Source organism: Aminobacter sp. MDW-2, from assembly GCF_014250155.1.
Lineage (GTDB): Bacteria > Pseudomonadota > Alphaproteobacteria > Rhizobiales > Rhizobiaceae > Aminobacter > Aminobacter ciceronei.
This window is the reverse complement of record NZ_CP060197.1, coordinates 4,104,957-4,120,688: the sequence shown is the minus strand read 5'-3', so window position 1 is coordinate 4,120,688 and position 15,732 is coordinate 4,104,957. Positions and strand designations below refer to the sequence as shown.

General features: G+C 63.7%; 12 protein-coding genes. 8 read left to right on the top strand and 4 right to left on the bottom strand.

Going from position 1 to position 15,732, the window contains the following annotated elements; genetic code table 11:
• Positions 1 to 327 precede the first annotated feature (327 nt).
• Positions 328 to 2,130, top strand: a complete 1,803-nt coding sequence (locus H5P29_RS20310; RefSeq protein WP_067962561.1) for an ABC transporter ATP-binding protein — start codon at positions 328 to 330, stop codon at positions 2,128 to 2,130.
• Between the two features lie 171 nt (positions 2,131 to 2,301).
• Positions 2,302 to 3,675 carry a glutamate--tRNA ligase gene (gene gltX, locus H5P29_RS20305; protein WP_154386075.1) on the top strand — a complete coding sequence of 458 codons (1,374 nt, stop codon included), beginning with the start codon at positions 2,302 to 2,304 and terminating at the stop codon, positions 3,673 to 3,675.
• Here the strand turns inward: gltX and H5P29_RS20300 are convergent.
• The 3 genes from H5P29_RS20300 to H5P29_RS20290 form a co-directional block, all read right to left on the bottom strand.
• The gene (locus H5P29_RS20300) at positions 3,593 to 4,663 is read right to left on the bottom strand and encodes a DUF2865 domain-containing protein (RefSeq protein WP_185910144.1); all 1,071 of its coding nucleotides are present in this window, start codon (positions 4,661 to 4,663) and stop codon (positions 3,593 to 3,595) included. The genes gltX and H5P29_RS20300 overlap by 83 nt on opposite strands.
• A 106-nt stretch (positions 4,664 to 4,769) precedes the next feature.
• Positions 4,770 to 7,088: an NADP-dependent malic enzyme gene (locus H5P29_RS20295; protein ID WP_154386073.1), complete on the bottom strand. Its 2,319-nt coding sequence runs from the start codon at positions 7,086 to 7,088 to the stop codon at positions 4,770 to 4,772.
• Between the two features lie 240 nt (positions 7,089 to 7,328).
• Positions 7,329 to 8,108 (bottom strand): SDR family oxidoreductase, encoded by a 780-nt coding sequence (locus tag H5P29_RS20290; RefSeq protein ID WP_067962544.1) that lies wholly within the window; start codon positions 8,106 to 8,108, stop codon positions 7,329 to 7,331.
• A gap of 117 nt (positions 8,109 to 8,225) precedes the next feature.
• On the opposite strand from H5P29_RS20290, the gene H5P29_RS20285 reads away from it, so the two are divergent.
• Complete coding sequence (locus tag H5P29_RS20285) at positions 8,226 to 9,047, top strand: UDP-2,3-diacylglucosamine diphosphatase (protein WP_185910143.1); 822 nt, start codon at positions 8,226 to 8,228, stop codon at positions 9,045 to 9,047.
• Between the two features lie 315 nt (positions 9,048 to 9,362).
• Positions 9,363 to 10,583, top strand: coding sequence for an MFS transporter (locus tag H5P29_RS20280; RefSeq protein WP_154386072.1), 1,221 nt, complete (start codon positions 9,363 to 9,365; stop codon positions 10,581 to 10,583).
• Here the strand turns inward: H5P29_RS20280 and dgcA are convergent.
• Positions 10,545 to 11,528, bottom strand: coding sequence for an N-acetyl-D-Glu racemase DgcA (gene dgcA, locus H5P29_RS20275; RefSeq protein ID WP_154386071.1), 984 nt, complete (start codon positions 11,526 to 11,528; stop codon positions 10,545 to 10,547). The two genes, H5P29_RS20280 and dgcA, sit on opposite strands and share 39 nt — an antisense overlap.
• Positions 11,529 to 11,605: 77 nt before the next feature.
• Here dgcA and H5P29_RS20270 point away from each other — a divergent pair, with 77 nt between their 5' ends.
• The 4 genes from H5P29_RS20270 to H5P29_RS20255 all read left to right on the top strand — a co-directional run bounded on the left by H5P29_RS20270 (position 11,606) and on the right by H5P29_RS20255 (position 15,684).
• Positions 11,606 to 12,793, top strand: coding sequence for an ABC transporter permease (locus tag H5P29_RS20270; RefSeq protein WP_154386070.1), 1,188 nt, complete (start codon positions 11,606 to 11,608; stop codon positions 12,791 to 12,793).
• Between the two features lies 1 nt (position 12,794).
• Entirely contained in the window at positions 12,795 to 13,616 is an 822-nt protein-coding gene (locus H5P29_RS20265) for an ABC transporter ATP-binding protein (protein ID WP_154386069.1), read from the top strand.
• 14 nt (positions 13,617 to 13,630) lie between these two features.
• The gene (locus H5P29_RS20260) at positions 13,631 to 15,004 is read left to right on the top strand and encodes an MlaD family protein (protein ID WP_154386068.1); all 1,374 of its coding nucleotides are present in this window, start codon (positions 13,631 to 13,633) and stop codon (positions 15,002 to 15,004) included.
• Between the two features lie 101 nt (positions 15,005 to 15,105).
• The gene (locus tag H5P29_RS20255; protein ID WP_246670812.1) at positions 15,106 to 15,684 is read left to right on the top strand and encodes an ABC-type transport auxiliary lipoprotein family protein; all 579 of its coding nucleotides are present in this window, start codon (positions 15,106 to 15,108) and stop codon (positions 15,682 to 15,684) included.
• The last annotated feature ends 48 nt before the right edge of the window (positions 15,685 to 15,732 follow it).

Below are 15,732 nucleotides of genomic sequence, written 5' to 3'. Positions count from 1 at the left end.
ATGGACTTATCTGTTGCGCAAGTGCCACCCAATGATGCCTGCGAAACTGGCACAACAGGCTTCGGTCCAGCGCGGGGGTTGGCTAAGCAAAAATGCTTCGATATAAGCAAATTCTTCGCGGCCACAAACAGGGAGGTCTGAATGCCAGAATATGACATGTCCTCCCGGGGTTCACGCCGAGGTCGTTGACCTCGCGAACCACCTTCGGCGTCCCTTTTATCTGACGCTGCCGTACCGCGACTTCCTGATTCAGCAAGAATTATTCGTCGCGCCTTTGAACATCTTTTTTTCTAGGGGTGGCGTCGGGTTTCGGCGCCTCAACGCATCATGGCTCGTTTTCGTATCGACCTGCGCGGCGGCGCTTTCCGCAGCGTTCTGGGTTTCACTTTCAGGCACTGGCAACGCCAACCGGCCCGGCTCGTCGTTATCTCGGCGGCCGTGCTCATTTCGACGATGGCCGACGTGTTGACGCCGCTCTATTCGGGCCGGCTGATCGACGCCGTCGCCAGTAGCGCGGCGACTGACGAGGTGGCATGGAATGCGGCGCTCGCCGCGTTCTTCACCTTGCTGGCACTTGCCACTGGCTCGCTGGTGTTCCGCCACATCGCCTTTGCCGGCATCATCGAGTTGACGCTCAAGATGATGTCCGACATCGCCCAGGATGCGTTCCACCGCGTCCAGCGCTTCTCGACCGACTGGCACGCCAACAGCTTCGCCGGCTCGACGGTGCGCAAGGTGACGCGCGGCATGTGGGCGCTCGACCTGCTCAACGACACGCTGCTGGTGGCGCTGCTGCCGTCCTTCGTGATGCTTGTCGGCTCGACCATCCTGCTGGGATGGCACTGGCCGATGATGGGCCTGATCATTGCCGTGGGCTCGCTGATCTTCATTACCCAGACGGTGGTGATGTCGCTCGGTTTCGTCGCCCCGGCGGCCAGCCTTGCCAACAGCTGGGACACGCGTCTCGGCGGCTCCTTGGCCGACGCCGTCAGCTGCAATTCGGTGGTCAAGGCCTTTGGCGCCGAGGAGCGTGAGGAAGGGCGTCTCGCCAAGGTGATCGCCAAGTGGCGTCACCGCACGGGGCGCACCTGGATGCGCGGAACGATCAACGGTACGTCGCAGAACATCACGCTGGTTCTGCTGCGCGCCGCGATCATCGGCTTCGCCCTTTTCCTGTGGTCAAGCGGGCAGGCCAGCGCAGGCGATATCGCCTTCGTGCTGACCTCGTTCTTCCTGCTCCAAGGCTATCTGCGCGATGTCGGCATGCACATCCGCAACCTGCAGCGTTCGGTCAATGACATGGAGGAACTCGTCGACATCCAGGGCCAGCCTCTCGGTGTGGCCGATCGGCCTGGCGCCAAGCCGATCCAGATCGGCGACGGCGGCATCGAGTTCAAGCATGTGACGTTCCACTACGGCACGCATGCGAACCCGCTCTACCGGGACTTCTCGGTGTCGATCAAACCAGGCGAGCGCGTCGGTCTCGTCGGCCATTCCGGTTCGGGCAAGACGACCTTCGTCAAGCTGATCCAGCGGCTGTACGATGTCGGCGGCGGCAAGATCACCATCGACGGGCAGGACATCGCCAAGGCGACACAGTCGTCGCTGCGTTCGCAGATCGCGATCGTGCAGCAGGAGCCGATCCTGTTCCACCGCTCGCTGGCCGAGAACATCGCCTACAGCAGGCCGGGCGCGACGCAGGCCGATATCGAGCGCGCGGCAAAGCTCGCCAGCGCGCACGAATTCATCCAGCGTCTGCCCAAGGGTTATGGCACGCTGGTCGGTGAGCGTGGCGTCAAGCTGTCGGGCGGCGAGCGCCAGCGCGTGGCGATTGCCCGTGCCTTCCTGGCCGATGCGCCGATCCTGATTCTCGACGAGGCGACATCCAGCCTCGATTCGGAATCGGAGGTGCTGATCCAGCAGGCGATGGAGCGCCTGATGGTCGGGCGCACGACGCTGATCATCGCGCACCGGTTGTCGACGGTGAGGGCGCTCGATCGGCTGCTCGTCTTCGATCGCGGAGAGATCGTCGAGGAGGGCCGGCACGAGGCGCTGGTACGCCGCGAAGGCGGCATCTACCGCCGCCTGTTCGAACGCCAGGCGCTGGAGCTCACCAAAGGGCTCGTCTAGATCTGGAGCGGGCCGCGAGAGATCGCGGCCCGTTCGTCATGCTGAAGCGGCCCGCAAGAAGATGTAGCCCCATTGGTCGGCTTCCATTCGCGCTCTGGTTGCTTTATTTCTGGTGCAGAGGTGCGGGGGCGCCGCCTTGTCAACGCAAAAGCCATCCGCTACGCCCCGATCATGACAGTTACAGTTCGCTTCGCCCCTTCGCCCACCGGCCGCATCCACATCGGCAATGCGCGCACCGCCTTGTTCAATTGGCTCTTCGCCCTCAAGCACAAGGGGCGGTTTGTCCAGCGCTTCGACGACACCGATGTCGAGCGCTCGCGCCAGGAATTCGCAGACTCCATTCTCTACGACCTGCACTGGCTCGGCATCTTTCCCGACCAGACCGAATACCAGTCGCGCCGCTTTGCCAGCTACGACGCCGCCGTCGACAAGCTCAAGGCATCAGGCGTGCTCTATCCCTGCTATGAGACGCCCGAGGAGCTCGACCTGCGCCGCAAGGTGCGGCGGACGCGCGGCCTGCCGCCGGTCTATGGCCGCGAGGCGCTGAAGCTCACCGATGCCGAGCGCCTGTCCTACGAACATGACGGGCGCAGACCGCACTGGCGTTTCCTGCTGCCCAATTTCGTCTCCGATCCGTTCGAGACCCAGCGCACCGACGTCCATTGGACCGACATCGTGCGCGGCGAGGAGACTGTCGATCTGGCGTCGCTGTCCGATCCGGTGCTGGTGCGCGAGGACGGAACCTATCTCTACACGCTGCCATCGGTTGTCGACGATATCGAGATGGAGATCACCCACGTCATTCGTGGCGACGACCATGTCACCAACACCGGTGTTCAGATCGCGCTGTTCCGCGCGCTCGGCGCCGAGCCTCCTGTTTTCGGTCACCACAATCTGCTGACGACGGCTTCCGGCGAGGGCCTGTCCAAGCGCACGGGTGCGCTGTCGATCGAGAGCCTGCGCGACGGCGGCATCGAACCGATGTCGGTTGCCTCGCTCGCCGTGCTTGTCGGCACGTCGGAGAATGTCACCGCGGTGCCCAACCTTCGCGACCTTGCCGAAAAGTTCGATCCGGCCGCGACCTCGAAATCGGCGGCGAAGTTCGATCCTGAGGAACTGGTGGTGCTCAATCGGGCGCTGCTGCACCACATGTCCTTTGACGAGGTGCGTGATCGCCTGATGGTGCTCGGTGTCAGCGGCAACCATGCCGAAGCGTTCTGGATGGCAGTGCGTGGCAATCTCGACAGGCTGTCGGACGCCGTGGCCTGGTGGCGCATCCTGCGTGAAGGGCCGCAGCCGGCTGCCGACATCGCCGATGAGGACCGCGAATTCGTCGGCCAGGCGCTCGACCTTCTGCCTGAAGAGCCGTGGGACGGCAATGTCTGGAAGGACTGGACGGCCAAGGTGAAGAAAGCGACCGGCCGCAAGGGCAAGGCGCTGTTCATGCCGCTCAGGCTGGCGCTCACCGGTCTTGAGTCGGGCCCGGAACTCGCAGATCTGTTGCCGCTTGTGGGTCGGGAAGGAACGTTGGCCCGACGGCCCTGACCTTGCGGTTGGGATCTGGTGCCGGACGTGGCGCCACCGGTGCCTGCGGTTGCTCCACCGGCTTTACCTGCGGGGTGCTCGGTACCGGGCGTCCTTCGCCGGCGATGACCGAAAAATTCCTGTTCAGGCTGATATTGCAGCCGCAGGCGGGCACGCGCGGCAGGTCGAGGCGCTTGTAGCGATAGGCGGTCGCGAGATTGCGGTAGGGCTGGCCGGAGCGGGCTGAAACCATGCTCTCCTGGGGCTGGCCGACATTGAGGTGATAAAACAGCTCGATCTCAGTTCCAGGGCAGCTGGCTTCGCAATTCTTCTCGTCGCGCTGGAAATCCGAGACATCGGCTGCATTCGACATCGGGAAGAAGTATCCGTCGCAGGTGCGCACGCACAAGGTACGGTATTCGCCCAAGCCTTGTTGCTGGCTGCGGCCGATGACGATGTGCTGCGGATAGCTTTCATTGAAGCTCAGGCTGGTCGCCTCGCCGCCGCGGATGACGATCGCGCCGGCTTGCTCCGTCGCGGGATCGTTGCCTGCGCCTTCTTCCGTCTTCTCGCCCTGGTCGTTGCAACCCGCGAATTGCATCGCATCAAGGATGCGGATGCGCTCGCGCCGGACGTTCCTGTTCGGTTGCGCGGTCTGGCTGTCGAGCTTGCCGAGATTGTCCTGCATCTCAGCGATCTTGGCATTCAGCGCGGCGCACTGAGCGATGACGTCGCCCGAGATCGCCCTGTCGCAGCCAAGGTCGGAAGCCCTGATGCGGGCGAGGTCGATCTGGTCTTGCTGGGTGGTGGCAGCGGCGGCGAATTCATCCGGCTGGATGAAGCTCCCGCTCTCCCGCGTCGGCAAGTTGGCCAACTGGACCTCGAGTTCCAGGCATTCCGCCGACACGGCGAATGCAGATCCGGTCGTCAGCAACGACGCAGTGAATGCGGCCAGCAATGCGATGGCCGGCCGCTTTACCGGGAATTTGCTTCTGCCGCGCCCGAACATCCCGCTTTCCATCGACCTGCCGCGCGACGCGCGGAACATGCCTCGGCTCGAACCCTAGCGCCGACGAGGTTAACCGTTTCTTTGGAAACGGCTAACCCGTGCCCGATCAGCACGCAGCACTTGCGCGCTGCGACGCTTCGACGACGGCGAGTGCCGTCATGTTGACGATGCCGCGCGAGGTAACAGAAGGCGTCAGGATGTGTGCCGGCTGGGCGGTGCCGAGCAGGATCGGCCCGACATGCAGCGCGTCCATCATCGTCTTGACTGTGGTCAGCGCGATGTTTGCGGCGTCGAGATTGGGGAAGACCAGCAGGTTGGCTTCGCCCTTCAGCGTCGAGTGCGGATAGACGCGCTGGCGCAGCACTTCCGACAGCGCGGAATCGCCATGCATTTCGCCGTCGCTGGCGAGTTCCGGCGCGATGCGCTTCAGGATGGCGGCCGCGGCGCGCATCTTCTGGGCGCTTTGCGAGTCGCGGGAGCCGAAATTCGAGTGCGACAGCAAGGCCGCCTTGGGCTCGATGCCGAAACGACGGATCTCGTCGGCCGCCAGCATCGTCATCTCGGCGATCTCTTCGGCAGTCGGGTCGACGGTCACGTAGGTGTCGGTGAAGAACAGCACGCCGCGCTGCGAGATCAGCATCGACAGCGCCGACAGATCGCGATCCTTGACGCCGTCGCGGGCGCCGACGATCAGCGTGACGTTGCGCAGGTGCCGCTCAAAACGGCCTTCCAGGCCGCAGATCATGGCATCGGCATCGCCGCGCTTCAGCGCGATCGCCGCAATCACCGTGTTGTTCGTACGCACCATGGTGCGCGCCGCCTCGGGCGTGATGCCCTGGCGGCCGCCGAGGTCGATCAGGTGGTCGACATAGTGACGGTAGCGTGGATCATCCTCGGGATTGATGATGTCGAAATCGGTACCCGGCCGGATGCGCAGACCGTAGCGCTTGATGCGGACCTCGATGACATGCGGACGCCCGATCAGGATCGGCTTGGCCAGCCCTTCCTCGAGCACCACCTGGGCGGCGCGCAGCACGCGCTCGTCCTCGCCGTCGGCGTAGATGACACGCTTGGATGTTGCCTGCTTGGCGTTGGAGAAGACCGGCTTCATCACCAGGCCGGAGCGGAAGACGAAGCGGCTGAGCTTGTCGACATAGGCGTTGAAGTCGGCGATCGGGCGGGTCGCCACTCCGGTTTCGCAGGCTGCCTTGGCGACTGCGGGTGCGATCCTGAGGATCAGCCTGGGGTCGAAGGGCGAGGGGATCAGGAAGTCGGGGCCGAAGGTCGGCGTCTCGCCGGAATAGGCGCGCGCCGCGACGTCGGAAGGTTCTTCGCGGGCGAGTGCAGCAATCGCACGCACGGCGGCCATCTTCATCTCTTCATTGATGGCACGCGCGCCGCAATCGAGCGCGCCGCGGAAGATGTAGGGGAAGCACAGGACGTTGTTGACCTGGTTCGGGAAATCAGAGCGTCCGGTGCAGATCATCGCGTCGGGACGGGCGGCACGCGCCACTTCCGGCATGATCTCGGGATTGGGGTTGGCCAGCGCCAGGATCAGAGGCTTTCCGGCCATCTCGGACAGCAGCTCCGGCTTCAGCACACCGGCTGCCGACAGGCCGAGGAAGACGTCTGCGCCGCCGATGACATCAGCCAGGACGCGCGCGTTGGTGTCCTTGACGTATGGGTCCTTCCAGCGGTCCATCTCCTCGACGCGGCCCTTGTGGGCGACGCCGAAACGGTCGGTGACCCAGATGTTCTCGACCTTGGCGCCGAGCGACACCAGCAGGTTGAGGCAGGCGAGTGCCGCGGCACCTGCGCCCGAGGTGACGATCTTGACGTCCTCGATTTTCTTGCCGGCGAGTTCCAGGCCGTTGAGAACGGCGGCCGCGACGATGATCGCGGTGCCGTGCTGGTCGTCATGGAAGACCGGGATGCGCATCTTGGCCTTGAGCTGCTCCTCGACTTCGAAGCACTCTGGGGCCTTGATGTCCTCGAGGTTGATGCCGCCGAAGGTCGGTTCGAGTGCCGCGATCGTGCTCACCATCTGCCCGATCTCGGGCGCGTCGATCTCGATGTCGAAAACGTCGATGCCGGCGAATTTCTTGAACAGAACGGCCTTGCCTTCCATCACCGGCTTGGATGCCAGCGGGCCGATATTGCCGAGACCGAGCACGGCTGTGCCATTGGAAATGACGGCGACCAGATTAGCGCGGCCGGTATAGTCGGCGGCGGTCTCGGGATCATCCTTGATGGCGAGGCAAGGGGCGGCGACGCCGGGCGAATAGGCCAGCGCCAGGTCGCGCTGGTTGCCGAGCGGCTTGGTCGCCTGGATCTCGAGCTTGCCGGGAATGGGGTGCTTGTGGAAGAAGAGCGCGGCCTGATCCAGATCGGACAGTGCTTCCTTCTTCTTGTCTTCCCCAGCCATGTCCCGCTCCTTCAGAATCCAACAGCAAAGGCCGTTATTAGCACGGCCAGCACGATTTTCGAGGCTTCAACGGCCAAATGGACGTTGAATCACTTTCAAGCGCCGGAACTGCAATCATTCCAGCGACTTGCGGGTGGCGGTTGAGAGATTGATTCGGTCTTTTGTGAGGCTTGGCTGAAACAGCGCGTCCTTGCGACGCGCTGTTGGCTGCCTTTGGGATAGGTTCGTGCCGCCGAGAGCCTAGAATGAGCTCACGTAAAGCCCGCCGTCGACAGGAATGTTCTGGCCGGTCATGTAGCCTGCATGGGTCGAGCACAGGAAGGCGCAGATCTGGCCGAATTCTTCCGGCGTACCGAGGCGGCCGGCTGGTATGCCGGCGCTGAGGCGGGCGCGGCGCGCATCACCTTCCGCCGGATCCTCGATGCTGCCGGGCTCGTGCGGGCCGCGCAGGCGGTCGGTGTCGAGCTTGCCGGGCAGCATGTTGTTGATGGTGACGTTGCGGTCGGCGACAGTGCGCGCAACGCCTGCCAGGAAGGCTGTCAGGCCGGCGCGGGCGCCGGAGGACAGGTCGAGGCCGGGGATGGGCGTGTAGACCGACAACGAGGTGATGTTGACGATGCGGCCGAAGCCACGCGCCGCCATGCCGTCGATGACAGCTTTGATCAACTCGATGGGCGTGACCATGTTGTTGGTGACGCCGGCAAGGATCTTCTCGCGGTCGAGCTCTCGGAAGTCACGGTAGGGCGGACCGCCATTGTTGTTGACCAGAATGTCGGGGTCAGGGCAGGCGGCGAGCAGGGTCTTCTGGATCGCCGGATCGGAGATGTCGCCGACGATTTCGGTGACCGGCACGCCGTAGCGTTGACGAATTTCGGTTGCCGTGCGGTTCAGGATGCCGGCGTCGCGGCCGTTGAGGAACAGCTCACAGCCGGCTTCGGCCAGCGCCATCGCGCAGCCCTTGCCAAGGCCCTTGCTCGAGGCGCAGACGATTGCCTTCTTCCCGCTGATGCCGAGATCCATGATCGTTCTCCTGTCGGTGATGACCCAGCCTAGAACTGCCCGGCCAAAGCCGCAACCGTCATACGGCTGTTGCATGAATCTGGGCATAGCCACGGCAAAAGCAACGGGTCGATTGCCATGTCCGGCACGAGCACACGCAATTTTCGCACGCTGTTCATCTCAGATGTGCATCTGGGATCGAAGGGAGCGAAGGCCGATTTCCTGATCGACTTCCTGCGTCACCACGAGGCCGAGAAGATTTTCCTCGTCGGCGATATTGTCGATGGTTGGCGCCTGCGCCGGTCCTGGCATTGGCCGCAGACGCACAACGACGTCGTCCAGAAATTGCTGCGGCAGGCGCGCAAGGGCACCGAGATCACCTACATAGCCGGCAATCACGATGAGTTCGCCCGCAATTTCCAGGGCGTGCATTTCGGCGGCATCGTCGTTGCCGATCGGGCCATCCACGAGGCGGCCGACGGCAAGCGTTTCCTGGTCATCCATGGCGATCAGTTCGACGCGGTGGTGCAGAACGCCCGCTGGCTCGCCTATCTCGGCGATTTTGCCTATGACGCGGCGATGGCGATGAACCGGCTGGTGGCGCGCTTCCGCCGCACCTTCGGCATGCCATACTGGTCGTTTTCGTCCTGGGCCAAGGTCCGGGTCAAGAAGGCCGTCAACTTCATCGGCGCCTTTCAGGACGTGCTGACCGAGGAAGCGCGGCGTTCGGACGTGGACGGCGTCATCTGCGGCCACATCCACCATCCGACGATCGAGAATTTCGACGGCATCCAGTACATCAACACCGGCGACTGGGTCGAAAACTGCACGGCGGTTGCCGAGGATTTCGAAGGCAATTTTGTCATCCTGTCCTGGCCGCATGTGCTGGCGGGCAAGCTGGTCAACGAACCCTTCGTGCCGATGGTCGTCGATCAGCGCGCCGACAAGGCAGCTGCCTGAACGGAACGACATCGATGTGCTGCTCGAGATATGCCTCGCGCCCCTGGCGGGATGGACCAGGCCATGCGGCGATATCAGTGCCTCGTGCCGCCGAGGCGCTGCACAGGCGCGCGCGCCGGCTCGGCGCGCATCACTTGCCCATGGAAACACAGGCAACGCCGCGACTTGGCCGATAAGCCTATGCAAGGCTGGTCCAAGCTTTGGGGCGTTGCGCTGGTCCAGTTGGCTTTCGTGACGTGGCCGCCCATGGTAAGGGATCAGGCAAATCGGTGAGGCTTGGTTGGTTCGGGTCGCGCCCGGACACACTTACCCACCATGACATTACCGCCACTCACGCCAGAGCAGCAGGTCAAGCCACGACGCTTTGAACTGCGAATCTCCCTGCTTTTCGCAGCGCTTTTCGTGCCGATGGGCGTGCATCTGCCGTATTTTCCGCTGTGGCTCGAAGCCAAGGGGTTCGATCCCGAGCAGATCGCTATCGTGCTGTCGGCACCGATGTTCCTGCGCGTCATCACCACGCCGCTGATCGCCGCCATGGCAGATCGTGCCAAGGACCGCGCCAACGTCTTCATCTTCCTGGCGGCATCGTCCCTGCTTCTGTCGCTCGGCTATTTCCTCGAGCCGACCTACCTCATCGTTCTGGCCGTCTCGTTGGCGCTGGCCGTGGTGTGGACGCCGCACTCGCCGATAGCGGACTCCTTGGCATTGTCCGGCGTCCGCCGCTTCGGCTCGGATTATGCGGCGATGCGCATCTGGGGCTCGATCGCCTTCCTCGCCGGCAGCCTCGGGGCAGGCTTCATCCTGTCGCTGACAGGGGCTGCCGCCGTGCCGGCCATCATCTCGATCGGCCTGCTCGGCTGCTTCCTGATGTCGTTCATTGCACCGCGCCTTGGCCGACCGCGCAAGGCCTCACCGCTCTCGGCGACGGACATGCAGGCAGCGCCGAAACTGTTCAACCGCTATTTCCTGCTGATGGCCGGCGGCACCGGCGTCATCATCGGCAGCCACGGCTTTCTCTATGGCTTCGTGTCGATCTACTGGAAGTCGCTCGGCATCAACGAGACGATCGTCGGGTTGCTGTGGAGCTGGGGCGTGGCGGCCGAAATCGTCATGTTCATGTTCTTCACACGGCTGTTCGGCAACAGGTCGACGGCACTGGTGCTCGTTCTGGCGGGCGCAGGCGCTATCGTCCGCTGGGTAGCATACCCGTTGATCTGGCCGCTCGGGCTGGGTGTTCCGGGCTTCTTCGCCGTTCAGAGCCTGCACGCTGTGTCCACAGCCCTTGTGCTGATCGGCGTCCAGAAGCTGATCGCCGAGTCTGTACCGGAAGAGCGCACTGGCGCTGCCCAGGGCGTTGCCTATTTCGCCAACGGCATGTCGATGGCCATCGTGACGCTGCTGTCCGGCCCGCTCTACCAGCGTTTCGGCGTCGACGGCTTCTATTTCATGGCAGCCGTTGCTGCCTGCGCCATCGTGCTCGTTGTGCTGGCGTCCCGCTCAGCCCCAAAGTTCGGGCAGGGGCGGCGACACCATTGAACCCTCGTAGACAAGCCCCGGCGAACGGTCGCGCGCCAGGAGCAGCGGGCCGTCGAGGTCGACGAACTCGGCGCCTTGGGCGAGCAGCACCGCAGGCGCCATGGCGAGCGAAGTGCCGACCATGCAGCCGACCATCACCTGGAACCCGAGCGCGCGGGCCTGGTCGCGCAGTTCGCGTGCTGCCGTCAGCCCACCCGACTTGTCGAGCTTGATGTTGACGGCGTCGTAGCGGCCCTTGAGCTCGGCGAGATCGGCGGCGATGTGGACGCTCTCGTCGGCGCAGATCTGCACCGGATGCGCGATGCGTCCCAGAATCTCGTCGGCGCCGGCGGGCAGCGGCTGTTCGATAAGCGCGATGCCGAGCTGGGCGGCAGCGGCAAGGTTCTCGGCGATGTTGGCATCGGTCCAGCCTTCATTGGCGTCGAGGATGATGCGGCTGTCGGGGGCGGCTTCGGTGACCGCGCGGATGCGGGCGATGTCGTTGTCGCCGCCGATCTTGACCTTGAGCAACGGCCGCGCCGCGTTGGCGCGGGCCTGGGCTGCCATAGTCTCGGGTTCGCCGAGCGACAGCGTGTAGGCGGTCTCGAGCGCCAGCGGCGCAGCAATGCCGAGCCTGTCTTTGACCGGCACGCCGCTGATCTTCGCTTCCAGGTCCCAGAGCGCGCAATCGACGGCATTGCGCGCCGCGCCTGCCGACATCAGCGACAGCAGCTCGGTCCGCGAGGCACCGTCCTCAACCGCGCGGCGCACTTGCTCGATCGCTTCAGCTACGGACGCCATGGTCTCGCCGTAGCGCTTGTAGGGCACGCATTCGCCGCGCCCGAAGACGCCTGATTCGGCGATTTCGCAGGTGATGACTTCGGCTTCGGTCTTGGAACCGCGTGAGATGGTGAACGTTCCGGCGATGGGAAAACGCTCGTCAACGACCGAAAGGACACGCGGCATGAAAATCTGCTCCGTTCAACTGCTTGGCGCGGCTGCGAAAATCGACATGCCGCAGCCGACGCGTTAAGTAGGATGCCATGTTGACCATCGGCAAACGGGAAGCAAGCGGCGGGGCAGCCGACGGCCGAGATCACCGACCGCAGGTTGCTGTGGCGGAGCGCGAAGGTGTGCTCGCCTGTGTCTTTACCGGTATCTGGACCACCCGCACCGTCGCCTTTATCGACGCCGAAATGCGCAAGATCGAGGCCCGCAAAGGCTTCAAGACCCTGGCGCTCGACCTCGGCGGCATCGAGAAGATCGACACCGCCGGCGCCTGGGTCATCGACAGGCTCGTCAGCGCCAATGAGAAGAAGGGCGTCGAGATCAGGATGGAAGGCCGCAGCGAGGTGGCCAAGATCCTGCTCGGCGCCGTCGGCGAGGCCGTAAGGCGCGAAGGCGAATCTGCGCCGGCCGGCCCGCCCAACATCGTCATGCGCATGCTCGAGGCTGTCGGCCGCCGCGTCTATGAGATGCGTGACGACTTCCTGTCGTCGATGAACATCCTTGGCGCAACAATTCGCGGCGCCCAGATGAAGCTCGGCCGTGGCCATGCGGTCAATCCGACCGCCATCTTCAACCAGATCGACCGCATGGGCGTCGGCGCCATTCCCGTCGTCGTACTGATGTCGGCAATCGTCGGCGCCATCGTCGCCCAGCAGGGCGCCTACCAGCTTGCCTATTTCGGCGCCGATATCTTCGTCGTCGACCTGGTCGGTGTGCTGGTGTTGCGCGAACTCGGCGTGCTGATGACCGCGATCATGATCGCAGGCCGCTCGGGCAGCGCCATCACCGCCGAGATCGGCTCGATGAAGATGCGCGAAGAGGTCGACGCGCTGACGGTCATCGGGCTCAATCCCATCGGCGTGCTCGTGTTCCCGCGCCTCGTGGCCCTGGTCATTGCGTTGCCATGTCTGACCATCATCGCCAATTTTGCGGCGCTTGGCGGCGGCATGCTGGCGGCATGGCTCTATTCGGACATTCCGATTGCCGCCTTCATCGACCGCCTGCGCCTGGCAATCGACCTCAGCACCATCTTCGCCGGGCTGATCAAGGCGCCGTTCATGGCGCTCATCATCGGCACCATCGCTTCCGTCGAGGGCATGAAGGTCGGCGGCAGCGCTGAATCGCTTGGCCGCCACGTCACCGCGTCGGTGGTCAAGGCCATCTTCGTCGTCATCATCCTCGATGGCCTGTTTGCCATGTTCTACGCAGCGATCAACTTCTGACATGGCAAACCGGACACAGACTATCGAGGCGGAGAGCCAAAGCCAGGACGCCAGGGGCGAGGTGTTGCTGTCGGTGCGCGACCTGACGGTGGCCTTTGGCGACAAGGTCATTCTCGAGGATCTCGATCTCGACATCCGGCGCGGCGAAATTCTCGGCTTCGTCGGTGCTTCGGGGTCGGGCAAGTCGGTGCTGTTGCGCACCGTGCTTGGCCTGATCCGCAAGCGATCCGGCACGATCAAGCTGTTCGGCGTCGATCTCGAGCAGGCCAACGAGGAGGAGCGGCTCAGGATCGACATGCGGGTCGGTATGCTGTTCCAGCATGGCGCGCTGTTTTCGGCGCTGACCGTGCTGGAGAACGTCCAGGTGCCGATGCGCGAATATCTCGACCTGCCGAAAAAGCTGATGGACGAGCTCGCCATGCTCAAGATCGAGCTCGTCGGCCTGCCGCCTGACGCGGCCCGCAAGTTTCCGTCCGAGCTTTCCGGCGGCATGATCAAGCGTGCGGCACTGGCGCGTGCGCTGGCGCTCGACCCTGACATCGTCTTCCTCGACGAGCCGACGTCGGGTCTCGACCCCATCGGTGCTGCCGAGTTCGACGAACTGGTCGGCAAGATGCGCGATACGATGGGGCTCACCGTCTACATGGTCACCCACGATCTCGACAGCCTGTTTTCGGTCTGCGACCGAGTCGCGGTGCTGGGCAACAAGAAGGTGCTCGTCGAAGGCACGATCGAAGACATGCTGAAGAGCGAAGAACCGTGGGTAAGGTCGTATTTCCGCGGAAAACGCGCGCGGCAGCTTGATCTTGCCGCAAGGGCATAGAATGGAATGATGTGATGGAGACCAGGGCAAACTACGTCATTGTCGGTATCTTCACGCTGTTTGCCGTTCTGGCCGCCTTTGCGTTCGTCTACTGGACGGCGGCAATCGGTGAACGTGGCGAGACGGCAACGTTGCGTGTCCGTATTCCCGGTTCCGCATCGGGCTTGGCCAGGGGCAGCTTCGTGCTGTTCAACGGCGTCAAGGTCGGCGACGTCCGGCGCGTCTATCTCGACATTTCCAATCCCCAGGTGGCGATCGCCGACGCCGAGATCGACAAGCTGACGCCGATCACCCAGTCGACACAGGCGGATATCGGCCTCGCCGGCCTGACGGGACAGGCCAATATCGAGCTCAAGGGCGCCAACATCAAGGAGCCCAACCTGCTCGACCAGGCCGAGGCGGAGGGCAAGATCGCCGAGATCGTTGCCAATCCGTCCGCCGTGACCAATCTGCTGCAGACAGCGCAGGACATCTTCAAGCGCGCCGACACCGTGTTGACCAACCTCGAAGGCTTCACCAATGACGTCCGCGGGCCGTTGACCGAGACCGTCAGCAATGCCCAGAAATTCTCGGAGTCCTTGGCGCGCAATGCCGATGGCGTTGACAAGTTCCTGGCGAGCGTCAGTGCGCTGTCGGAGCAATTGTCTGCGGTCTCGGGCAAGCTCGATGGCACCATCGAGGCGGCGGAAGGCCTGCTCAAGTCGGTTGACCGTGACAAGGTCAAGAACATCGTTGCCAGTGTCGACACCTTCACCAAGAACCTGAGCGCTCAGAGCGACCAGCTCGACGGCATCGTCAAGGGCGTCAACACTGCGGTCGCCTCGATTAACGACTTCGCCCAGAAGACCCAGCAGACGCTGACCAAGGTTGACGGCGTGCTCGACGGCGTCGATGCGGCCAGTGTGCGCGAATCGCTCGACAACATCCGTAAGGCCAGCGAAAGCGCCAACCAGGCTGCGGCCGACGTCGCCAAGGTCACCGAAAAGTTCGGCGACCGCGCCGACGACATCGACCAGATCATTACGGACGCCAAGCAACTGGCGTCGCGCCTTAACGCTGCTTCGGTGCGCGTCGACGGCGTCATGGCCAAGGTCGACAAGCTGCTCGGTTCGGGCGAGGCGGAAGGTGTCATGTCGGACGCCAGCGCCACCTTGAAGTCGTTCAAGCAGGTGGCTGACACGCTGAATTCGCGGCTCGCCACGATCATGGACGGCCTGTCGCGCTTCTCCGGCCAGGGGCTGCGCGACGTCGATGCGCTGGTGCAGGATTCCCGGCGTTCGATCAGCCGCATAGAACAGGCCATTTCCGACCTGGAGCGCAATCCGCAACGCATCATCACCGGCGGCGAGGGCTCGGTGCGCGAGTTTGACGGCCGGGTGCGTCGTTGACATCGCCGGCATGCAATCGCATGAAGGCAAATGAGGGGTGTTCGCGCGCGGCGCGGGTGAGTCTGTTTCGGGGACAGCACGTGAAGGCTGCTAGATCAACTTTGCTGCTGAGCGCAGTCACGCTTGCGCTGTCCGGCTGCACCTCGTTGTTCGTCAGTACGCCGCCGCCGCTCGACACCTACGAACTGACTGCGCCCGCTGTCGACGGCCGCAACGGCCCGAGCCGCCGCCAGATCCTGATTGCCGAACCGTCGGCGCTCAAATCTCTCGACGGCCAGAGCATCGTCATCAAGCCATCGCCCGGGTCGATACAGTTCCTCAAGGGCGCGCAGTGGTCGGACAGGCTGCCGCGCATCGTCCAGGCACGGCTTGCCGAAACCTTCCAGCGCGCCGGCGGCTATATCGGGGTCGGCAAGCCGGGCGAGGGCCTGGCCATCGACTACCAGGTGATCGTCGAGTTGCGCAGCTTCGAGATCAAGGTCGGCGGCGGCGAACGCGCCGAGGTCGAGCTGTTCGTCAGGCTGCTCAACGACCGCAACGGTCAGGTGCGCGCGTCGCGCGTCTTCACGTCCAGTGCCCCAGTTTCCGGCAGCGGCAACGATGCCTATGCGGCGGCGCTCGACAGCGCATTCGGCCAGGCCGCGACCGAAATCGTCAAATGGACCGAGACGCTGATCTGAACAGGTCAGTAGGGCAATGAGGCAGTAGTAGATGCCCAAACTCTTCTA